Origin of the sequence: Fibrivirga algicola (assembly GCF_011742925.1) — a bacterium.
GTDB lineage: Bacteria > Bacteroidota > Bacteroidia > Cytophagales > Spirosomataceae > Fibrella > Fibrella algicola.
In genome coordinates this window covers 21864-44396 of sequence record NZ_WAEL01000013.1, presented here as the reverse complement: position 1 = coordinate 44396, position 22533 = coordinate 21864, and the positions used below count along the sequence as shown (strand labels likewise).

Annotated in this window: 20 protein-coding genes; 13 read left to right on the top strand and 7 right to left on the bottom strand. The window is 55.1% G+C overall.

Annotation, left to right across the window (positions count from 1 at the left end; all coding sequences use genetic code 11):
* Positions 1 to 18: 18 nt before the first annotated feature.
* From F7231_RS25660 to F7231_RS25630, 7 genes are all read right to left on the bottom strand, one after another.
* The gene (locus F7231_RS25660) at positions 19 to 768 is read right to left on the bottom strand and encodes a ZIP family metal transporter (RefSeq protein WP_166694100.1); all 750 of its coding nucleotides are present in this window, start codon (positions 766 to 768) and stop codon (positions 19 to 21) included.
* A 9-nt stretch (positions 769 to 777) separates the two neighbouring features.
* Complete coding sequence (locus F7231_RS25655) at positions 778 to 1137, bottom strand: hypothetical protein (RefSeq protein ID WP_166694099.1); 360 nt, start codon at positions 1135 to 1137, stop codon at positions 778 to 780.
* A 1-nt stretch (position 1138) separates the two neighbouring features.
* Complete coding sequence (locus F7231_RS25650; RefSeq protein WP_166694098.1) at positions 1139 to 1474, bottom strand: hypothetical protein; 336 nt, start codon at positions 1472 to 1474, stop codon at positions 1139 to 1141.
* 4 nt (positions 1475 to 1478) lie between these two features.
* The gene (locus F7231_RS25645; protein ID WP_166694097.1) at positions 1479 to 2732 is read right to left on the bottom strand and encodes an efflux RND transporter periplasmic adaptor subunit; all 1254 of its coding nucleotides are present in this window, start codon (positions 2730 to 2732) and stop codon (positions 1479 to 1481) included.
* The gene (locus F7231_RS25640) at positions 2732 to 7171 is read right to left on the bottom strand and encodes a CusA/CzcA family heavy metal efflux RND transporter (protein WP_166694096.1); all 4440 of its coding nucleotides are present in this window, start codon (positions 7169 to 7171) and stop codon (positions 2732 to 2734) included. The genes F7231_RS25645 and F7231_RS25640 overlap by 1 nt, the downstream gene beginning before the upstream one ends.
* Positions 7172 to 7283: 112 nt before the next feature.
* Positions 7284 to 7628, bottom strand: coding sequence for a DUF6660 family protein (locus tag F7231_RS25635; protein ID WP_166694095.1), 345 nt, complete (start codon positions 7626 to 7628; stop codon positions 7284 to 7286).
* A 102-nt stretch (positions 7629 to 7730) separates the two neighbouring features.
* Entirely contained in the window at positions 7731 to 8099 is a 369-nt protein-coding gene (locus tag F7231_RS25630) for a four-helix bundle copper-binding protein (protein WP_166694094.1), read from the bottom strand.
* 179 nt (positions 8100 to 8278) lie between these two features.
* Here F7231_RS25630 and F7231_RS25625 point away from each other — a divergent pair, with 179 nt between their 5' ends.
* From F7231_RS25625 to F7231_RS25565, 13 genes are all read left to right on the top strand, one after another.
* Entirely contained in the window at positions 8279 to 8725 is a 447-nt protein-coding gene (locus F7231_RS25625) for an HYC_CC_PP family protein (protein WP_166694093.1), read from the top strand.
* A gap of 224 nt (positions 8726 to 8949) precedes the next feature.
* Positions 8950 to 10044 (top strand): YncE family protein, encoded by a 1095-nt coding sequence (locus F7231_RS25620; protein ID WP_166694092.1) that lies wholly within the window; start codon positions 8950 to 8952, stop codon positions 10042 to 10044.
* 8 nt (positions 10045 to 10052) lie between these two features.
* Positions 10053 to 10916 (top strand): DUF2911 domain-containing protein, encoded by an 864-nt coding sequence (locus F7231_RS25615; RefSeq protein WP_166694091.1) that lies wholly within the window; start codon positions 10053 to 10055, stop codon positions 10914 to 10916.
* A 140-nt stretch (positions 10917 to 11056) separates the two neighbouring features.
* Positions 11057 to 11512 carry a 5-fold beta-flower protein gene (locus F7231_RS25610; protein ID WP_166694090.1) on the top strand — a complete coding sequence of 152 codons (456 nt, stop codon included), beginning with the start codon at positions 11057 to 11059 and terminating at the stop codon, positions 11510 to 11512.
* An 18-nt stretch (positions 11513 to 11530) separates the two neighbouring features.
* A complete protein-coding gene (locus F7231_RS25605) occupies positions 11531 to 12280 on the top strand; it encodes a hypothetical protein (protein WP_166694089.1) in 750 nt (249 codons plus the stop codon).
* 62 nt (positions 12281 to 12342) lie between these two features.
* A complete protein-coding gene (locus F7231_RS25600) occupies positions 12343 to 12819 on the top strand; it encodes a DUF3347 domain-containing protein (protein ID WP_166694088.1) in 477 nt (158 codons plus the stop codon).
* Positions 12820 to 12890: 71 nt separating this feature from the next.
* Positions 12891 to 13472 carry a helix-turn-helix domain-containing protein gene (locus tag F7231_RS25595; protein ID WP_166694087.1) on the top strand — a complete coding sequence of 194 codons (582 nt, stop codon included), beginning with the start codon at positions 12891 to 12893 and terminating at the stop codon, positions 13470 to 13472.
* A 19-nt stretch (positions 13473 to 13491) separates the two neighbouring features.
* Positions 13492 to 13923 (top strand): hypothetical protein, encoded by a 432-nt coding sequence (locus F7231_RS25590; protein WP_166694086.1) that lies wholly within the window; start codon positions 13492 to 13494, stop codon positions 13921 to 13923.
* Positions 13924 to 13986: 63 nt separating this feature from the next.
* Positions 13987 to 15171, top strand: coding sequence for a TolC family protein (locus tag F7231_RS25585; protein WP_166694085.1), 1185 nt, complete (start codon positions 13987 to 13989; stop codon positions 15169 to 15171).
* Positions 15168 to 16874 carry an efflux RND transporter periplasmic adaptor subunit gene (locus F7231_RS25580; RefSeq protein ID WP_166694084.1) on the top strand — a complete coding sequence of 569 codons (1707 nt, stop codon included), beginning with the start codon at positions 15168 to 15170 and terminating at the stop codon, positions 16872 to 16874. Before F7231_RS25585 ends, F7231_RS25580 begins: the two co-directional genes overlap by 4 nt.
* Before the next feature lie 26 nt (positions 16875 to 16900).
* Entirely contained in the window at positions 16901 to 17926 is a 1026-nt protein-coding gene (locus tag F7231_RS25575; RefSeq protein ID WP_166694083.1) for a DUF8832 domain-containing protein, read from the top strand.
* Between the two features lie 51 nt (positions 17927 to 17977).
* Positions 17978 to 21238, top strand: a complete 3261-nt coding sequence (locus F7231_RS25570) for an efflux RND transporter permease subunit (RefSeq protein WP_166694082.1) — start codon at positions 17978 to 17980, stop codon at positions 21236 to 21238.
* A gap of 1 nt (position 21239) precedes the next feature.
* Positions 21240 to 22457, top strand: coding sequence for a glycosyltransferase family 61 protein (locus F7231_RS25565; RefSeq protein WP_166694081.1), 1218 nt, complete (start codon positions 21240 to 21242; stop codon positions 22455 to 22457).
* Positions 22458 to 22533: the final 76 nt, after the last annotated feature.

Below are 22533 nucleotides of genomic sequence, written 5' to 3'. Positions count from 1 at the left end.
TACTTAGAATGGGGGTTGTCAGGCCACTATTCCCAGGATCAGAAACAATAAAAAACCCGCAAAAAAGGTGGCCGTCAGCCAGGGCTTCTCCTTTCCTTCGTGGGCTTCGACCAGCAACTCCTCAGTCACCAAGAACAGCAGAGCCGCCAGCCCGAACGATAGCACCAGGTCCAACGCCGTTTCGGACAGGTTCTGCAGCAGGGTGGCTCCCCCCACCGCGCTGACGAAAAACAACGCGGACAAACCCAGCATAATGCTGATAATGCGGGTGCGGGGTACGCTGCCTTCGGTCAGGTAAGTTGCCGTGGCCAGCCCCAGCGACAGCACCTCGACACCCAGCGCAAAGGCCAGCAGAACGCCTTCTTTGGCCCCGGCCGCAAAGCCGACGCCCAGTAACAGCCCGTCGATGACAATGTCGATACCGATAACCAGCAGAAAAGCAACCGGCAACCGGCCCGCCGGTGCTGATTTGGCTGCTTCTCCACCTGTGGAATCAGGGGCGGCCGTTTCAGCCCACTGGCGGATAAGGAGCATCAGCCCGATTCCCAGGCCAAACCCTAAAGCAGTCTGCCAGGGCTCATGCAACCGAACGATGTCGGGCAGAATTTCAACCGCCACGACGGAAAAGACCACGCCGGCGGCAAAATGCAGAATCGCCGAACGTACCTGCACCCCAAACCGGATAAACAGGGCCAGCAGCCCCCCGCCCGTCAGGGCGAGGGTTGGCAACAGGGCGTAGGTGATAATCTGTTGAAAGAGCGGAGTCATAGAAAACCTTTATTTTGTATAGCGAAACAATAAGTACGTAACCAATCCATCTTTATCATGGTCGTAAGTACCATGTTGAATGCGAATAGCCCCGTTTGCCCCTTTCAGACGTCCTGTTTTTTGTAGTTCATCCTCTACTTGCTGGTGGACCGAGTAAATCGATCCGAACGTATGAATAGTAATCGTTCCGATCCGCTCCATCGCAGAGGGCAGATCGCGCTCCAGTAAAAAGACAGTGACACCTGTTGAATCTGCCGGTGTTCCGGCACTCGGCGTGCGTTCAATGGGCCGGTACTGCGGAAATGAAGCGCAGCCAATAGTCAGATAAAGCATCGATGCCGCCAGACAAGTACTTACTACAGGTTTCATTTCAGTCCGGGTTTAGCGTGTAATACACCCGAATCGAAAAATCAAACGATTCCCCGTGGGTCTCGATGCCGATAGTCAGGCTTTCCCAAACCGCAAACGTGCGGCCAATCCGGGCTTCGTCGGGTTTCTCTGGTAGCGCGTACGCATACATTTCTTCACTCCACAGCACCAAATCCGCTTCATCCGCAATGGATAGCGACAGGGCCGGGTAGTGGGCAAACGTTAACTCGTTTTCCGATACCAGGCGATCCACCCGCACACTGCGAATGTCATCGCGGGTGTGCAGGTGAACCTTATTACCCGAAGGCGTGAGCAATACAGAGTCAGTTCGTTCCATGCGGTTAGTGTCCATGTCCGCCCCCTTCATCGCCCCCGGCACTGGCCGACAGTATATCATACGCACCCGCCAGCACGACCTGGGCATCGGCCGCTACGCCGGTGGGCAGGGTGACGGACCTGTAGCCGTTCTGAGCAGCACCCGCCCGCACCGGCACGGGCCGGAATCGGTAGTGAACCAACCCTTCGTGGTCCTCTTTCCCGGCATACACAAAAATCTGGCTGCTATTGCCCGACTGCACCACCGCTGGTTCGGGCAGGGCGGGTTCGGTAGCCGCGCCGGTTTCGACAACCGCCTTGACAAACGTACCCGGACGGAGCGCACCCGAAGCCGGATTGTCTAAACTTGCATAGACCTTCACTGTCCGGTCGGCATTAACTTCGCGGTTGATGAGTTTGATACGCCCGGTTCGTTCGCCCGCTACGCCAACGACGGATAAACGCACCCGCTGCCCGACCTGCATCCGGGCCAGATCACCCTCGAACACCGTCAGTTCGGCCAGCAAACCAGCCGCGTTTGTGAGTTCAAAAAGTACATCGTTGGCCGCTACATAACTGCCCCGGTTCACGTTAACCTGCGTCAGCGTACCGCCGATGGGGGCGCGGACACTCATAGTGCGGGTGATGGTTTCGGGAGTCAGCTTTGCCGCGTTCACGCCCAGGATAGCCAACTGCTGGCGTAAGCCACCTATCCGCGCCCGCAACATACCTAATTGCGACGTTGCCTGTTGCAGCGTTTTAAGCGCACCCACGTTTTCGCGGCTCAACTCACGTTGCCGCTCGTATTCCTGCTGCTGATACGTCAGTTGGCTCTGGGTTTCCAAGTACTCCTGCTGAATGCGGATAAACTCCGGGTTTTCGAGCACGGCCAGCGTTTGACCCTGCCGCACCGGCGTACCCGCCAGTAGATTGGCCGATTTGAGAATGCCGCCGTAGGGCGACGAAACCGACACCTGTTGGCCGGGCGGCACCGTCAGCGACCCGTTCACGCGGATCAACTGGCTCATTTGCCGCTGTTCCAACCGGCCTAATTTTACCCCGACGGTCTGGTACTGGGCTTCGGTCAGTTCAATTAAGCCCGCTTCTTCTTCTTCGGCGCCCTCGACGGGTTGCCCGGTCTTGGGTTCGGCTTCGTGGCCGCTGGCTCCTACGACGGTTGTGTCGGCGTTGCCCCCTTCGGCAGATTGTTTCTTGCAGGCGGTCACGGTAAGCAGCGAAAGCAGGAAAATATGGCTGATAATCAGATGAATTCGTTTCATTAGTCGATGCGTCCCAACAAGAAGTCGAGATTGATTAAGGTTTGATTTAAGTCATTGAGAGCCGCTAAATAGCCGGTCTGAATCTCGCTGACGGTTCGGAGGTTTTGCAGTAATTCGACGTACCCGATTTCGCCCGCCCGGTACGACTTTGTAACCTGCTCCCGAATCAGCGCGGCCTGGGGCAGAGCCGATTCGCGGTAGTAGGTCAGGGCCTGCCGGTCTTTCTGATAACTCTGAATCGTAGTGGCTACTTCACCTTTCAGGCTACGCTCGCGGGCCGTGCGCTGGGCCTCAGCGCGTTGCTGACCAATTCGGGCCGCAGCAACGCGGGCTTTAAGCGGCTTAGCAAACAGCGGGATCGACACGCCCACCTGCCCGTAGGTGAAGCGGTTGCCGAACCCGTAGAACCGATCACCTCCTCCGTCGGGCAGCGTCTGAAACCCCTGGAGTGACTGGTTGGTGAGACCCACCGTGAAGTCGGGTTTGAGCCGGGCCGCTTCCACGTCAGTTTCGCGCCGGGCCACCTCGATCTGACCACCCAACAGGGCCAGTTCGGGGTTTTGCGCCAGCATTGACGAGTCAACGATGGGCAGGGTACGCTCGGTCAACGGCACATCGGGAACGGTTGGCGGGGCAAAACTGGCCAGCAGGGTCTGCAACTGCCGGGCCAGAATCTGCGCGTCTAAGGCGTTTTGGCTCAGAGCGGTTTGGGCCTGTCGGCGTTGCACCTCGGCGGCTGTCTGTTCCAATAACGTCCCCTCGCCCGTGCGCCGACGTACCTCGGCCCCCCGCGCAATGGCCGCAAATAAACTATCTTGGCTACGAAGAAAAACAGCCTGTGACTGCACGTACCAAAGTTGGTAATACGTGGCTTTCACCTGCCGGGCCAGGTCGGCGCGGGTTAATCGGCCTTCGGCTTCGGCCCCGGCCGTGCGGGCATCGGCTAATGAACGCAGCCCCCGCACCAGGGCCGGATTGGGCAACCGCTGCCCGATGGTAAACGACTGGTCGACATAACGGCTGTTGTACTGGCCGAAAGTGGTGGAAATATCGGTTTTGCCCACGTCGCCCGCCGTTGCCCGCAAACTTTGCTGGTAGCCCACATTGAGTTGCGATACCCGCAGTTGGGGGTTATTGCTGCCTGCCTGTTGCAACGCCTGAGCGAGCGAAAGACCGCTCCCGGTTCCGATTTGGCCCACGCCGGGTTGAGCCGTAACCTGAGCATTCGCGGTTAGCGACCCGAACGTACCCAGACCAATCAACCCGATCACCAGCCAGTTAGCTATTGAAACCGCTACCGGTTCGGATATTGCTTTCGGTTGACCGAATTTTTTACCGAACCGCCGTTCGATCAACACGTATAGCACCGGCAACACAAACAGCGTCAACAGCGTGGCCGTAAGTAGCCCGCCGATTACAACCGTTGCCAGCGGCTTTTGCACCTCGGCCCCGGCTGAACTCGACAACGCCATCGGCAGAAAACCGAGCGAAGCCACCGTCGCGGTCATCAGCACGGGCCGCAGCCGCACGGCTGTTCCGGCATAAATGACCTTCACCAAGTCGGTTTCTCCCGCCAGCCGCAGCCGGTTGAATTCGCCGATGAGCACAATCCCGTTCAGTACGGCCACCCCGAAGAGGGCAATGAACCCCACGCCCGCCGAAATACTAAACGGCATATCGCGCAGCCACAAGGCCAAAATACCCCCAATGGCCGCCAGCGGAATGGCTGAGAAAATCAGCAGCGACTGCCGGGCCGAACCAAACGTGAGAAACAGCAGCCCGAAGATCAGGGCTAAGGACACGGGCACCGCAATGGAGAGCCGGTCGCGGGCTTCGATCAGATTCTCGAACTGCCCGCCGTAGGTGACGTAATAGCCGGGCGGGAATTTGATCTGGCTATTAATTTTCTGTTGCAACTCCAGCACCACGCTTTCCACGTCGCGGCCCCGCACGTTGAAGGCAACGGACAGCCGCCGTTTGGCATCTTCGCGCTGAATCTGGTTGGGGCCTGGCCTGAGGTCCACACTGGCCAGTTGCGACAGCGGCACCGCCGGGCCGTCGGGTACGGGAATGGTCAGGGCGCGTACATCCTCAATGCTGCTCCGCCCGCTTTGGGCCAGCCGCACGGTGAGGTCGTAGCGTCGTTCGCCTTCGTAAACTAAGCCCGCACTCTGCCCGGCAAAAGCTGCCGAAACAGTCTGGTTCACCTCGTCCACGCTCAGGCCATAGCGGGCCAGGGCTTCTCGGTCTATCTGCACCACAACCTGGGGCAAACCCGATACCTGCTCCACATAGACATCCGTCGCCCCCGATACCTTGCTGACCAAGCCGTTGATTTGCCCGGCCAGCCGGGTTAGTTCGGCCAGGTCTTCGCCAAAAATTTTGACGGCTACGTCCTGTTTGGCTCCCGAAATCAGCTCGTTGAAGCGCATCTGAATGGGCTGCTGAAAGCCGAACTCCACGCCCGGAATCACTTCGAGGGCTTCGGCCATTTTCGTCGCTAATTCGTCTTTGCTGGTTGCCGAGGTCCACTGGTCCTGGGGTTTGAGGATCACCATCAGGTCAGTTGCTTCGATGGGCATGGGATCGGTCGGAATTTCACCCGCGCCGGTTTTACCGATCACTTCGCGCACTTCGGGAAACTGTTTCTTCAGCAATGCACTGGCCTGCAACACCTTGTCGATGGTTTGACTCAGTGAACTGCCCGTGCGCACCCGGACTTCCACGGCGAAATCACCTTCGTTAAGGTTGGGAATAAATTCGCCACCCAGCGTCGTAAAAAGCCAGACAGCCCCGACCAGCAACGCGACCGACAGGGCCAGCACCAGGGTTTTCATCCGCATGGCTCCGCGCAGGGCAGGTTCGTAGCCCCGCTGGAAGAAGGCCATCATCCGGTCGGAGAAGTTTGGTTTATGCGAGAGATTTTTGCTCAGAAACAGGGCCGACATCATGGGTACGTAGGTTAAGGAGAGAATAAACGCCCCCGCAATGGCAAAGGCCACCACCTGCGCCATCGGCCCGAACATCTTGCCTTCAATCCCGACTAAGGCCAGAATCGGCAGGTAAACGATCAGGATAATGATCTCCCCAAAAGCCGCTGAGTCCCGAATCCGCGAGGCCGATGTATAAACTTCCTCGTCCATTTGCTCCTGCGTGAGCCGGGACAACTTGATGAGTCCCAGATGATGCAGCGACGCTTCCACGATAATCACTGCTCCGTCCACGATCAGGCCGAAGTCGATGGCCCCTAAACTCATCAGGTTGCCCGACACGCCGAAGAGGTACATCATACTGACCGCAAAGAGCATGGCCAGCGGAATCACCGAGGCCACAATCAGCCCCGCCCGCAGGTTTCCCAGAAACAGGATCAAGACGAAAATCACGATCAACGCGCCTTCGATTAGGTTTTTGGTGACGGTGCCGATGGCCCGGCCCACCAGTTCGGAGCGGTCGAGAAACGCGTGAACGTCCACGCCTTCGGGCAGCGTCCGGCGGATCTGTTCCATGCGTGTTTTGACCTGCCCGATCACCGTGTTGGCGTTTTCGCCTTTGAGCATCAGTACCAGGGCACCCACGGCTTCGCCTTCGCCATTGCGGGTCAGGGCACCGTAGCGCACGGCCGAACCAAATTGCACCGTGGCCACGTCGCGAATCAGCACCGGGGTTCGACCCGTAGTGCGCCGAACCACAATCCGCCCAATGTCGTCTAAGTTAGTCACCAGCCCCTCGGTGCGGATGAAATAGGCGTTGGGTTTTTTGTCAATATACGCTCCGCCCGTGTTCTGGTTGTTGCGCGAGAGGGCGGTAAACAAATCGCCGATACTCAAACCATAGGAGCGCAGCCGGTCGGGATCGATGGCGATTTCGTACTGCTTCAGCAAGCCCCCAAAGCTGCTCACATCGGCCACGCCGGGCGTACCCAGCAGTTGCCGACGCACCACCCAATCCTGAATAGAGCGTAGTTCGGTGGGCGAATAGCGGTTCTCAAAGCCGGGTTTGGCGTAGATTACGTACTGGTAAATCTCGCCGAGGCCCGTCGAAACGGGGCCGATGGTGGGTTCGCCCGTACCAGCAGGAATCTGGCTGCGGGCTTCAGTCAGGCGTTCGCTGATTTGCTGCCGCGCCCAGTAGACATCGGTTTTATCGGTAAAAACGATAGTGACCACTGAGAGTCCGAAGCGCGACAGTGAGCGAATCTCGACAATATTGGGAATGGTGGCCATCGTTTGCTCGATGGGAAAGGTAACGAGCCGTTCAATTTCCTGAGCCGCCAGCGCGGGGCTTCGGGTGATGACCTGCACCTGGTTGTTAGTGATGTCGGGCAGGGCATCGATGGGTAGCCGAGAGAGCGAGTAACCGCCCCACACGACCAAGGCCAGCGTAAACAGGCCAATAATGAGTTTATTCCGAATGGAAAAACGAATAATGGAATCCAGCATAAACGAATCTGAACAAATGGATAATAGGAGGATGCCATACACGCGCTAATCCCACAACCAGCTCTATCGAGCCAGGTATTGCGGAGTAATCAGCCGTGAACGGAAAGGGTGTTCAGACCCGGAGTTTGGGGGGTTGCCAGATGGCCGTAAGCGTATCGGACAAGGGAGCCGACACGTAATGAAACGAGACTACATCCATCGGGATGACTTCGACCGAAGGGAGGAGCGAGTAGCTGAAGTGGGTGAAAACGGTAATCGTGGCCGCGCAGCAGGCACAAGTACAAAAAGGCGAACAGGCATCATGCTCGTGGTGATGACCGGCATCCGACTCCGTGGTTGTGGCCGACAAAACCATAGCTATCCCCGACTGCCCGGTAGGGAGCAGCCGTTCATCTGCACAGGGCCAGAGGGACAGGCCCAGGAGATAGACAGACAACAGGAGGGTCAACCACTTCACAGCAACAAAGGTACGCTAAAGACTTATGCAACAGGTAGTCAAAAAGGAAACCGAATAACCCGCTTTTGAACAAAGTAAGCGGGTTATTCAGCAAATCGATAGTTAGGCTGCCATGCTATGCGCCCCTTGTGCCATCTGGCGGCAAGCCTCGGCGCACCGACGGCAGGCTTCGGCGCACTGTCGACAATGATCGGCATGATCGGCGTGTTTTTCGCACTCAGCCGCGCAGGCTTCGCAGATATGGGCGCAAAGCTGGCATACATCAGCCGCGTGGGGACTACCGCTGGCCATGAATGAAATAGCCGTGTAACAGATTTTGGCGCAGTCACGGTCGAGCCGGATACAATCCACCATCATCTTTACGTCCTGTTCGCCGAGACAGGCTTCGGCGCAGGCATCGCAGCTCACGGCGCAATCCTGACAAGCGTCGATACAATCCTGGTACTGCTGGGGGGACAAAGAAGTTGCCATAGTCGTTTTTAGTTTGGTTTACCTTTATTTCAACTGATAATCAGTAGATAGGTTAAATAGACTTTCCCCATTGGCTATTAATTTGGGCAACTTCCATAAATTTTGTAATTACCCTCCCGAATCCTGTAAATCATTCCTGTTTCAAAGCGTTTACCTTTGTTCCCGTAAACGTGTATCCAATGCGAACACCCCTTCATACCCGACTCATTTGCTGCTGGCTGGCCGTTCTGGTTCTAGTGAGTAGTATGGGGTTTGGTATGGTAGAACACTGGTGTCAACTACGCGGCCACTCGAAGACCTTGCTGGAGGCCCAGAGAAATTGCCCCAAACATTGCCAATCTGACGAAGTATCGGCTCCGGTTTCAGGCGAGCCAATCGTCAAAAGAGCAGCCTGCTGCAAGACAACGCTCACTTACGAACACCTTGACGTGAGCAGTTTTGTGGCCGATTATCATCCGTTACCGGCTCCTCAGCCAGCGGCTTTTCTGCCTAGTACCCAGTTCCGGCTTTTGCTGGCGGCTCTGCTGCCTCCCCCTTCAGCGGAACTCGTTCCCTCTTTTGCTGACACCCCGCTTCATCGAACGGGCCGGTTTCGGCTTACCTCCCTCTGTACCTGGCTTATTTGAGCCAACAATTCCTGTAGCTACTTGCTGGCGGACGGATTTAAACGTCCCGGTCGGCGGGTTTTCTGTGCGGTCCCGCTAAACGCGGTTATCCGCCCCCAGATGTGGCTGTACCAGCCAAAGCATCCCTTGCGGTTTGCTTTTGTCTAAACTGAGCAGGTTCTAATCTAAAGGACCGGGCTTTCGTTCGCACATCAGAAATTATTTCCACTAAACTATCTTTTTTCATGAATAACCGGATCACCGGGCGGTCGCTGTCTATGGCGGCCTTATTGCCCATGCTGGGCCTGTCTGCCTGCAACATGCATGATATGTCGTCCATGCAGGCTGAACTAAACATCAACTATCCGGCTGCTTACGTAGTCAACGCCGAGGGAAACAGCCTGTCGGTCATTGATCTGTCAAGCCAGCAAGTAAAGGAAACCATCTCTTTCGGCGAAGCGTCGGGCGGGCATGGCAGCATGACGATGAGTGATATGGTCATGTGGCCGCACCACATTTACCTCTCACCGGATGGCAGCAAACTCGGCGTTGGGGTGCCGGGTATGGACCTCAGCGCAGGCCATACCGGTGGCACGTCGGGCATGAGTGGCCGGGTGCTGGTGGTAGACCCTAAAACGGGCGCAACGACGGTCAATCAGCAAACACCGGTAATGAACCACAACGCCGTGTTTTCGCCCGATGGTTCCGAAATCTGGACCTCGCAAATGGATGATGCCGGCAAGGTATTGGTGTATAATGCGGCTACGATGGCATTAAAGAATACCATCGCCGTGGGCATGGAACCCGCTGAAGTAACGATATCTGCAAACGGGCAATATGCTTTCGTAGCTAATGGTATGAGCAATACGGTCACGGTCATCAAAATCGCCGACAAGTCGGTTGCCAAAACCATTCCAGTGGGTGATGACCCGGTAGGAGCCTGGCCGGGAGCCGATGGCAAGATGTACGTGGACAACGAAAAAGGCCAAAGCATTAGCGTGATCGACGTGGCGACCTTATCCGTTGTGGAAACCGTTAAGCTGGGTTTCACGCCTGGCTACGCGGCCTATCATCCTACCCGCAATGAGCTGTGGGTCAGTCAGGCCGGCACGGGAAACAAGGTAGCCATTTTTGAACGCATGAATAGTGGCTGGATGAAGATGGGTGAGGTTCAGACGGGCCTTGATGCTCATGCCATTGCCTTCTCCAAAGACGGCACAACGGCTTACGTCACCAATCAGGGGGCTGCTACGGTATCAGTCATCGACGTGGCGATGCGGGCCAAAACTAAAGACATTACCGTCGGCAAGAAACCGAACGGCATTGTACTCAAATACTAACACGATATATGAATTCACTACATAAAGTAATTACATCGTTCGCGCTTCTGGCGGGACTCTTTTCACAACCAGCTCTGGCTCAACTGAGCTTACCGGAACCCTCACCATCGGCGACAGTCAAACAGAAAGTTGGCTTTACGGACCTGACCATAGCCTACGCACGTCCGGCGGTTAAAGGTCGAACTATCTTCGGTGGGCTGGTGCCTTACGGTAAAATCTGGCGCACAGGTGCGTCCGATGCCACGATACTCACGATTACCGATCCGCTAACGGTTGGTGGCAAACCCCTCCCTGCCGGTAGTTATTCGCTCTTTACCATTCCAAATCGAGGTGAATGGACCATCATTCTAAACAAGCACATTGGTGGCCACGGGCTGGATGGATACGACGAGAAAAACGATGTGATGCGGTTCTCCGTCAAAACTGATTCGTCGGCCCGGTTTTATGAGTCGTTCACCATTGAGGTGCAGGATGTGGTCCGTAACCAGGCTACCATCTTTCTGACCTGGGCGAATACGTCGGTCCATTTCCCCATCGTCAGCAATGCCGACGAACGGATTACAGCGGAGATTATGAACCGCATTACCGTCAAAAAAGAAGATAAGCCCGGACTGTACTATCAGGCCGCGCTGTACTACTTCGATCAGGAGAAAGATACAAAGCAGGCCCTGACGTGGGTAACGAAGGCGGTCGAACTGAAACCGGCGTTCAACTACCTGCATCTGAAAGCTAAGCTCTTAGCCCGCGCGGGTGACTATAAAGGGGCCATTGCAGCCGCCCGTAAATCGGCAGAGGTGGCTGGTCAGGAAAAATTTACGGAGTACGTCACGCTCAACAACCGGCTCATTGCTGAGTGGGAAAAGAAGCAGTGATTTTATGAAAACGCATAATAGACTCTACGATGTGGGTTTTTGACAGATTACTCAGACCAATTAGGTCAACACGCTCCTCGGAATAATGGCTTTGCACTATGCAGTCAAGCCTGTTTAATCACTCAAACACAAAGAATACCATGAAAACCAAACTAACCGTATTTATGATGTTGGCCCTGCTAGTGGCCCTGCCTTCGCTGTTGTTCGCTCAATCGGCCAACTACAAACAACCGATGAGTATTAACGCCACCGGGCAAATCAAAGACGGGTCCGGCAAAGCTGTTGGCACAGTTTCCAAAGACCAGATGATTATGGATGCGAAAGGCCACAAAATCGCCTTTGTAGATGGACAAGGCAACCTTGTGGATGCGAAGACTGGCAAAAAAATGGGCAAGATGGGCAAAGACGGCAAAACCTACATGAATGCGAATGGCGACCTGATGTTCACAATTAAGGACAACCCGGACAATACGTGCGACATTTTCGATGCGAAGGGCAACAAGATCGGTAATGTATATGATGGCTACAAAGGCTCAGCCTGTGCGCTGCATTGCTTCACCAATGGATTGAATCCCCAAACGCACCGATCCAACTAACCCAAAAACGCCGGCCTAATGAACCGTACCTGGCACCTTCGCATTCGTAAGACCCACCGGTATCTGGGGCTATTTATCGGCATTCAGTTCCTGCTCTGGACGGTAGGTGGCCTGTATTTCAGTTGGTCGAACCTCGACGACATCCACGGCGATCACCTTAAACGACCGGTTGCCGGTTTTTCGGTCTCGCAGTCGCTGGTTTCGCCTTCGGTTCCGTTGCGGGCGTTGCAGCAGCAGGGCGTTGATTTCGTACTGAGCATCAACCTCATCGAGGTATTGACCCAGCCGGTATACCAGTTGAGTTACCGGATGCAGCACGGGGACGGTCACGCGATGAATCACACGCAGTTGTACGATGCCAGGACGGGGCAACTACGGGGCGAATTAACGCAGGCCGAAGCGACGGCGTTAGCCCAACAACGCTTTGCTGGCTCATCGGCTGTTGAACGGATCGAGTACCTGACAACAACCAATGGCCACCATGAGTACCGCGAAAAACCCCTTCCCGCTTATGCCATCACATTCCGGCAACCGGCTCATGCAACGGTTTATGTAGCGGCTCAACTGGGTACGGTGCAAAGTGTGCGAACCGACCCCTGGCGCATTTTCGACGTACTCTGGATGCTCCACACGATGGATTATGAAGGCCGCGACGATTTTAATAACGGGTTGCTCCGGGCTTTTTCGGTACTGGGCCTGTTGACCGTAGCATCCGGCTTTACGCTGTATTTCGTTTCATCTCCCCAATTACGGCGCAAGCCTAAATAGGCGACCAAATCATTGATTACCAACGCTTAAAATAAGCTTAAACAGATCAATTCCATTAAATTATGAAAACCATCCGATTGACAATTGCCGCTGTAACCCTGTCGCTGAGTTCCTTCATCGCGTCGGCGCAGACTACCGCCCCGGCACTTACGGCCTATTACAACGTGAAAGATGCCTTAGTGTCTACCGATGCAGCCAAAGCCAAAACCAGCGCGGCCGAGTTAGTAGCCGCCCTTGGTCAAGTGAATGCAGCCAACCTGTCGGCTACCGATAAAAAGGCAATGGCAACGGCAAAAACCAAAGCGGCTGACATCAGCAAATCGACCGACGTGGACGTGCAGCGCGAAGCCTTCGAGGGTCTCTCGACCAGCATGATCGCCCTGGCAAAAGCGACTAAACCCGCCAAAACTTACGTCCAGTATTGTCCGATGGCTGCTGAGGGTAAAGGTGCCTCATGGTTGAGCGACAAGCGGGAGGTACGTAATCCCTACTACGGCGACAAGATGCTGAAGTGCGGATCAGTAAAAGAAGAAATTTAAGCCGACCCGCTGATGCGGTTAAACCACCCCGAAGATTCCGATTAGGCGGTCTTTGGGGACACTTACAGCCGATGGCCCTACAGGAACTCTTTATTAAAAACATGGTGTGCGACCGCTGTATCTGGGTCGTGCGTACCGAACTGGAACGGCTGGGCTTTTCGGTGGCACGGGTCGAATTAGGCAAGGCCGTGATTGAGGACCAGCCCGACGCTCAGATACGGCCTGACTTAACCAGCATCAGCCCCATGCTTGAACGGCACGGCTTCTCCCTATTAACCGATAAAACGACCCGTGTTGTCAATCAGGTTAAAACGCTGATTATTGAGCTGATTCAGAGCGGCCGTATCGCCGAATTGCGGACAACATTGTCTGATTATTTATCAGACAATGTTGGGCTAGACTACGCGCACCTGAGTCACCTGTTTTCAACAACCGAGAATCTGACGATTGAGAAGTTCTGGATACTTCAGCGGGTCGAGCGGGCCAAGGAACTGCTGAGTTATAACGAAATACCCATAAGCGATATCAGTAAACAACTGGGGTATAGCAGTGTAGCGTATCTGACCAATCAGTTTAAGCAAATAACGGGCCTTACCCCAGCCGCTTATAGAAACCAACATACGGCTGACCGCAATCCTCTCGATTGGATTTAACTGCAAAACACGTAAACCTATGAAAAATAGCATCTTGTCAATCATTTTCTTATTCGTCGCGCTCACGACAACGCTTGCCCAACATCAGCAAGGCAGGGGCGACCACAAACACGCATCTACACATGGGGGAACGGTCAAGTCAGCGGGTGATTACCACCTGGAGTTGTTGCAGAAGGCCGACATGCTCACTGTCTATTTGCTTGATGCCAGTCAAAAAACGCTGCCTACCACCGGAGCCACTGCAACGGCACTGCTGCAAACCGCAGACGGGAATGTAACAACGGTTAAGCTACAGCCATCGGCTAACCAACAGTTCGTGGCCACGTTGAATAAGGCCAAATCGTTCCACAAGGCAGTGGTTACCGTGGCCGTTGGCGGGAAGTCTGCATCCGCTTCATTTGATCTAATGGTTGCCAAAACGACCGATGGTCATGCTCAGCATAATCATTAACCGTTACCGTTAGCCAGGGGCAACTGAGATTTTTCTATGGCGGTTCGCTTGCCTATTTACCCAATGAAACGACTGATCTGTTTGTTATTAAGTTGGATGGCTATTGGCCATACCCTCGCTCAGAAAACGCTTTCCGAAGCGGATGTTATTGATCTCGTTCTGGCCAATAGTCCGGCAATTCGAGCGGTTGATCTGAGCATCCGTCAGTCGGACCAACTGCTGAAAGGGGCCTATTCTATCCCAAATCTGGATGTGTTTACCGACAGCCCAAGCGGTGAATTCTACACCATTGGCGTGAACCAGTCGTTTCAGTTGCCCACGGTTTATAAACGGCAGTACAACCTGCAAAAAGGGCAAACCGGGCTGGCGCAGGCCGAAAAACGAATTACCCAAAACGACATCCGGTTCCGGGTACGTAACCTCTACCTGGCTCTGCAATACGCCGAAGCCCTTCGGCAACAGTATCAGTTGCAGGATAGTGTCTACAATCAGCTTCGGGTAACGGCGGGTCGGCAGTTTGTAGCCGGACAAATCGACTACCTCGCCAAAGCCTTTGCCGAATCGCAGGCGGGAGAAGTCAGGAACCAACTGGCGCAGGCCACCGCCGATGTGCAAACCATTGTCCGGCAGTTAGGGCGGCTGGCGGGTCGCAACGAACTTATTCGGGTGGACAGCCTGGTGCGAAGCCAGGCCGTCTTCGCGCTGGGTAATGTCGATTCGGTAGCAGTGGGGCAGAATCCGGCGCTGGCTTTTCTGCGCCAAACGGAACTCATCAGTGAGCAGCAAATTGGGCTGGAACGCGCCCGGTCATTGCCCGGTATCATGGTCGGATACTACAATCAGTCATCGCGGGAAACGCCCACCCAACTTCGGTTCCGATTCGGGCTGACGCTGCCCGTCTGGTTTGGGCAGTATCGAAGCCGCACGGTGGCCGCCCAAACGGGGTTGCAACTGGCCCGGCAACGTACCTCGGCGCAAGTGCAAACGCTGTCGGTGGATCTGCAACAGGCGCAGGGCGATTTTGAGAAATTCAGGGCCTCCCTCGACTACTACGAAACGACCGGACTTCGGCAGTCCGACGACCTCATCAACACTGCCCGGCGACTGTTTGGGGCCGGACAAAATGACTATGTAAGTTTTCTGCGAACTATCAACGATGCGTACGCCATTCGCTTGCGCTACCTGGATGCGCTTCGGAGTCATAACCAATCGCTGTTGACGATCAACTATTTAACGGGAAATCTATGAGCAAGCTAACCTTATTCACGGCCCTGATCTGGCTGCTGGCCGGTTCGCTACCGGCGACAGCCCACGGGGGTGAGGATCACGGGGCAGCAACCGCCCCTACCGGCAAGGGCATGACGTACTTTACGAGTCAGGCCATCTCGGACAAATACGAATTAGTGTTGCACTACGAGCCATTGGAAGCGGGCGAAACGGGCAAACTACGCCTGTACATCAACGAGTTCGACACCAACCGACCCGTGGAGGGAGCAACGCTGAAACTGAGTAGTCCCGAAGCCGATAAGCTGGCATTGGCCGTAAAACCAATCGGGAAAGGCATTTACGAACTAAGCGGGACATTTCCCGCCAAAAGAACCTACAGCCTTACTGTGAGCCTAAACGCCGGTGGTGCGGCATCCCGACTGGGTGCCGACCTGCTGCTGTTGCCGGGCATCGAGGTGGGGAAAGACCTGCCGGTAGCTACTGCATCGGCTCCCGCCACCACGTCTACCCATTGGTACGAAAACCCTTACCTATTGGGTGGGGGCGGTTTGCTTCTCGGCATGATCCTGATGTTTTTGCTGATGCGAACCCGCAACCGGCGCATGGCAGCGGGGGTGGTGGTGCTGTTTTGTCTGTTGCCAACGGCCAACTGGCAACCCGCCACGGCCCACGGTGGCGAAGACCATGGCGCAGGAGCTACTGGGGGTGGAGCCGCGTCAGGTACGTTTGCCGTTCCGAAAGAGACTCAGTTTTTGTTCAACATCCTGACTCAGCGTCTGGTAACGGGGGAACAGGCCCAAACCACTACTGTGGCCGGTACCGTCATTCCGTCCTCCACGGGGCAGGCCGTGGTGCAGTCTCCGCAGGTAGGCCGCTTAACGTCGCTGTTGGTTCGGGTGGGGCAAACGGTGAGCAAGGGGCAGACGCTGGCTATTGTGGAGCAAACGATTGATGCAGCTACTCAGATTAACCTCCAGGCCGAGCGCAACAATTTACTATCCGAACTGGAGGTAGCCCGTAAAGACTATGAACGGCTTAAAACCATAGAAGACATTGCCGCTAAGCGAGACATCACCGCAGCCGAAGCCCGCCTGAACCGGGCGCAGGCCAACCTGAAGGTTTTCAATAGTATTGCTCAAGGCGGTCGGGGCAATGCCCGTTCCATTGCCTTGCGTGCCCCTGTAGGGGGCATTGTCGGGCCATTTACGGCGGCTATTGGGGCCACCGTGAACGTGGGCGAAACGTTGTTTACCATCACCAATCTGGGCACAATTTATATCGAAGCCCAGGTATTCGATAAAGACTTGGCGGTGCTTCGGCAGGCAAAAGCCTTCGGGGTTGAGGGAGTGAACGATGCGGGCAAAAGGGGGGTAGCCCGACTGCTGTCACAGGCGCAGACAATCAATGCCTCCAACCAGTCGCAGCGGTTGCTATTCGAGATGGACAACGCGGGCGGGGGCTTCAAAATCGGTGAGTTCGTCACCATCCGGGTACAGTCGGCGCAGGGAACGCGGGGGCTGTCGGTTCCCAATGCAGCCATCAGCGAAATGAACGGCAAGCCCGTCGTTTTCATCAAGGACGCGCCCGAAGTCGTCAGCCTGGCCTACGTGACAACGGGGGCCGACAACGGGCAGTTTACCCAAATCCTGAGCGGTGTCGAAGCCGACGAGCGGGTGATTGTCAGTGGCACCTACCAGGCAAAAATGATTTATTTAAACCAGTAAGATTTTCATCAAAACCAATCCAGTCAATGCGTACCCAACTAAAAAACAACGTCATCATACTGATGGCATTAAGTACCGGCCTGTTTGTGAGTTCCTGCAACAAGGCTGATAAATCCGAATCGACCACCGAAACCACCGTGACGACGGACCGCGCTGTTAACACGGCTAGCACGACCGACGCAGATGCTCATGAACACAGTGGCGAACATACCTATGCCTGCCCGATGCACCCCGAAGTGACGGGTAAAGAAGGCGATATGTGCCCCAAGTGCGGCATGAAACTCGAACACAACGACAACGCGGGCAAGAGTAACGGTAAGACGTACCTGATGAATTTCAAAGCCAACCCTGCTACTGTAGAAGCGGGTAAAGCGGCCCTGTTTTCGTTTACGCCGGGGGTGAAGGGCAGCGAAAGCGAACTCGTCCCACTTGAATTGCACCATGAAAAGAAAATTCACCTGATCGTGGTCTCGAAAGACCTGTCGTATTTCGAACACATTCACCCCGATTATCAGGCATCGGGCAGCTACGACATTTCGGTGTTACCAGCGGGCAAAGCCTACTCGGAAGGGCCGGGCAAAAACGAAACCCGTTTTCCAAAGGGCGGTGACTATATCCTGTTTGCCGATTATATGCCCACCGGTGGCAACGCTCAGTTGGAGAAGATAAACCTCTCGGTTGGTGGCACACCCTACACGCCCGTCACGTATTCAGCCCCTAAACTCAGTTCGACGGTAGATGGATATACGCTCGATCTGGTGCCGGAGGGTGGCACGTTTGAGGTCGGCAAGCTGGCTCATATTCAGGGTGTACTGAAAAAAGGCGGTAAGGAACTGGATGCCGCGACGCTCGAAAATTATTTAGGAGCCAAAGCGCATATGGTCGTGGTAGGTATCGACGACAAAAACTACCTGCACGTTCACCCAGAAGTGAAAGACGGCAAATTCGACCTGCACACCACCTTCGAGAAAGCGGGCGTGTATCGGGGCTGGGTACAATTCCAAGCCGATGGCAAAGTCCGCACGACTGATTACGTGATTGTTGTGAAGTAACCCTCACCCCCGGCCCCTCTCCTTCACTAGGAGAGGGAGGGTAATTTGATTATGCTCAATCGACTCATTCATTTTTCGCTGGCCAACCGGCTGTTCGTGGTGGCGTTTGCCGCTTTGGTGCTGGTTTACGGGGTTTATACGGTTGTCAACCTGCCCGTCGATGTATTGCCCGACCTGAACCGGCCCCGCGTGACGGTATTTCTGGAAGCCAACGGCCTGGCTCCCGAAGAACTGGAAACGCAGGTGATTTTGCCCGTCGAAACGGCCCTCAACGGCTCGCCGGGGGTCGAAATTGTGCGGTCGGTGGCCTCGCCGGGGCTGGGGCTGGTATTTGTGGAGTTTGGGTGGGAGACTGATATTTACCGCGCCCGGCAACTGACTGCCGAAAAACTCCAGACCGTACAACTGCCCACCGGCATCACGCCCGTCATGGGACCAATCAGTTCCGTGATGGGCCAGATTATGCTCGTGGGCCTGACGGCGGACACCACCAGCCCCGCCGACCTGCGAACCTTGGCCGATTTTACAATTCGTCGGCGGCTGATGAGCATTGGGGGCGTGGCCCAGGTGATTCCAATGGGGGGCGAACGGCGGCAGTATCAGGTACTCATCAGCACGGCTAAACTCCGGCAATATAGCCTGACGATTGACGACGTGGATGCAGCCATGCAAGGCACCAACCAGAACACGACGGGCGGCTTTTTCGACCGCTACGGCTCCGAAGTGCTGATTCGGAACGTCGGTCGGGTGCAGTCGCTGAGTGATTTGTCAGCCACAGTGGTAGCCAACCGGAATGGCCTGCCTGTACTGCTCTCGCAGATTGCCGAGGTTAAATTTGGCGGAGCGATTAAGCGGGGCGATGCCAGTGTGAACGGCAAGCCCGCCGTGGTCCTGACCGTTGAGAAACAGCCGGGAGCCAGCACCGTTGACCTCACCAAAAAGGTGGAAGCGGCCCTGGCTGAGTTGCAAAAAACGCTGCCGGGCGATGTCAAAATAAACCCGAACCTGTTTCAGCAACGGCACTTTATCGAGACCTCGCTTCAGAATGTCGAGGATGCGTTGCGCGATGGGTTTATTCTGGTGGTAATCGTGCTATTTCTGTTCCTGCTGAATTTCCGCACCACGATCATCACCTTGACGGCTATCCCATTATCGCTGGTCGTCTCGGCCATCATCTTCAAAGCGTTCGATATTTCGATCAACACGCTGACCCTCGGCGGTTTGGCCATCGCCATCGGTGAGCTGGTGGATGATGCCATCGTGGACGTGGAAAACGTCTTCCGTCGGTTGCGCGAAAACCGGCAATTAACCACGCCACGCCCAACCCTCGAAGTCATTTATCGGGCCAGTGCCGAAGTGCGAAACTCTATTGTCTATGCCACGATCATTGTGGTGCTGGTCTTTATTCCCCTGTTTTACATGCAGGGTATCGAAGGCCGTATTTTCGCTCCGCTTGGTATCGCCTACATCACCAGTATTGTGGCTTCGCTGCTGGTGTCGCTTACTGTTACCCCCGCCCTGTGCAGTTATTTACTGGTCAATCCCAGCCGCCCTATTCGTCCGAACCGCACCGGCGGACCGGCGGCACCGTGGCAATTCTGGAAAAAGCGCCGGCAGCGGCCGACCGCCGTTACCCTAACCGCTGAGGATAACGAGGAGCATGAAAGCGGATTGGTGCGCTGGCTAAAACGGAAGGATACACGCCTGTTGCACTGGGGCTTAGCGCGGCCTCGGCTTATTATGGGCGTGGCCATTGCCCTCATTCTTGCCGCAGCGAGTTTAGTGCCGTTTTTCGGGACGGAGTTTCTACCCCCCTTCAACGAAGGTTCCTTTACCATCAACTTCTCTTCCCCGGCAGGTACGTCCCTGGCCGAGTCGAACCAGATTGGCGTGGTAGGCGAAAAGCTGCTGATGCAGGTGCCGGAAGTGCAGTATGTGAGTCGACGGACGGGCCGGGCCGAACTGGACGAACATGCTGAACCACCCGCCAACTCCGAAATTGAAGTCGATCTGAAATCTTCAGAGCGTTCACGCGAGGCTATTTTGGCCGACATCCGCCAGAAAATGGATCAGTTGAAAGGCGTAACGGTGAACATCGGCCAGCCTATTTCGCACCGGCTCGACCATTTACTGTCGGGGGTGCGGGCGCAGGTGGCCATCAAACTCTTCGGTAACGACCTGAACGAGTTACGCACCAACGCCGACCGGATTCGGCAGGTGATCGGCGCGGTGCCGGGGGTAGTCGATGTGCAGATTGAAAAGCAGGTGATGGTGCCGCAGTTGGTGGTTAAACTCAAACGCGATGCCCTGCAACGCTACGGCATTCAGGCGGGCCGCGTGGCGGAGAACCTGGAGGTATTCTATAACGGCAAAGTAACGGGGCAGGTACTCGACGGCCCCAAAACATTCGATATTCTGCTTCGGGTTCAAAACGACGAACGGATTGATATTGAGCGAATTAAACGCGCCGAGATCAGCGATTCACAGGGGAACGCCATTCCGCTGGAACAGGTGGCCGACATTGCCTATACCAGTGCCATCAACTCGATTTCGCACGAGAATACGCTTCGCCGAATCGTGATTTCGTGCAACGTACAGGGCCGGGATTTGGGTAGTACAGTCAGGGAGCTACAAACGAAAGTGGCGCAGGACGTGAAGTTACCAACCGGTTATTTTGTGCAGTACGGCGGGCAGTTCGAGAGTCAGCAGGAAGCGACTCGGCTGATTGGATTGCTCAGTATCTTTTCCATTCTGGGCATTTTTCTGGTCCTCTACAGCCACTTCAAATCGTCGCGTATCGTTCTGCAAATTATGCTCAACGTACCCCTGGCCCTCATTGGCAGCGTGGTGGCGGTGATGCTGACGGGCGGTACGTTTTCGGTGGCCACGCTGGTGGGTTTTATCACCCTGACGGGCATTGCTTCCCGCAACGGCATCATGATGATTTCGCACTACATCCACCTCATCGAGCAGGAGGGCGAAACGTTTTCGGAACACATGATTATCCGGGGTTCGCTGGAACGGCTGGTTCCCGTGCTGATGACCGCTTTAGTAGCCGCGCTGGCCCTGATTCCGCTCACGCTGGATGCATCGGCGGCTGGCAAGGAAATTCTGTATCCGGTAGCCACGGTTATTCTGGGTGGGCTACTGTCGAGTACGCTGCTTGACATCATCGTTACGCCAGTGGTGTTCCATCAGTTCGGCAAGCAGGCGTTGGCCACGTATTTCAGAAACCAAAAACAGGCCCATTTTGGGCTAGACGACGCGCCAAAAGATGCTGTTCCGTTTGCTGAACCGACTAGGCTTACCTAACATGACCGCTACCTACGCCCCAACAGCCCGGTACGCAACCTGGTTGATCCGCTTAAAACTCGTTCGCCGTATACCTGCTAAACTGGCTAAGCTGGTGATAAGCAAAGGGTCCCGTTGGTACTACCGCCAATTAGGCTTTCAGTTTTTGGACAAACCAAAAACAGCCTATCAGCTTGAACCGTATCAGCGCCTTACGTACCCCGCGAATTCGCTCTCGCTCGCTGAGATCACTGACCTGAGCAATCCTGCCAAGGTGTATTTCCCCGCCATTCAGTCAGAAACTGAACCTGTTTCTGTATGGCTTTTAGGGCAGTTCAATGCAACACTTCGACAACTCCCGTATGGGGTCATCCGCAGTCGGAAGTATATTTTTTGTCTGGATATCAACACCGATGACTTCTTCCGAAATGTCCTTCACCGACAAAAACGCCAGCCAGTCAGCACCAAGACCCTGATTGCCCCTTGGAGTCATTACCTGGATGGCGTGGTTTGGGGCGGTTATTTTGACTTCGTGATGTTAGTGGCGGGAAAATTATGCCGCATAAAAGAAGCTATTCCCGAAACCACGTTCAACGAAGCTATCCTCGCTTACCCCCTATTCGATACCGCTTACGAACGAGAGTATCTTTCCCTACTAGATATCGATTCGGCCCGTATCGTGGACAGCCGCACGACGCAGGTACGTTTTGAATACTGTGTATTGGCTAATACGGGCCACTGGTTTTATCCAAACAAAGGGGACATCGACGCGCTCCGCAAATACATCTTACCTAAGCTACCCCCACCGACCGGGAAACGCAATCGAGTGTACATAAGCCGGGCGGGTCGTCGGCGGGTGCTCAACGAATCGGAGCTACTTGACCTGTTGCGACGCTATGACATTGAGGTGATCGAAGACAAGCCGCGTTCAGTAGCTGAACAGGTGGCTATCTACCAAAATGCTGAGTTCATCATTGGTCCACACGGGGCCTCGTTCGTCAATATTCTTTGGTGCCAACCGGGTACCCATCTGTTCGAGTTATTCGCACCGACTTATTTCCCCGATTTCTACCGAAATATGTCTGAGCAACTCGGCCTACGCTATTCCGCTTACTTTCACGGCCCGGCAGGAACGGGAGGGTGGGCTGAAGGATTAGAAGCCAATATGTACGTGTCGATAGTGGAGCTTGATCGGTGTTTGGCTAAGGTGTTTAACAACACTTTGTCTTCAGATAATTAATACTCGACCGTCTATACGAATTTTACAATCTGCCATAAGCAATCTTACAATAAATTGATTTCCAGCAACATTTACC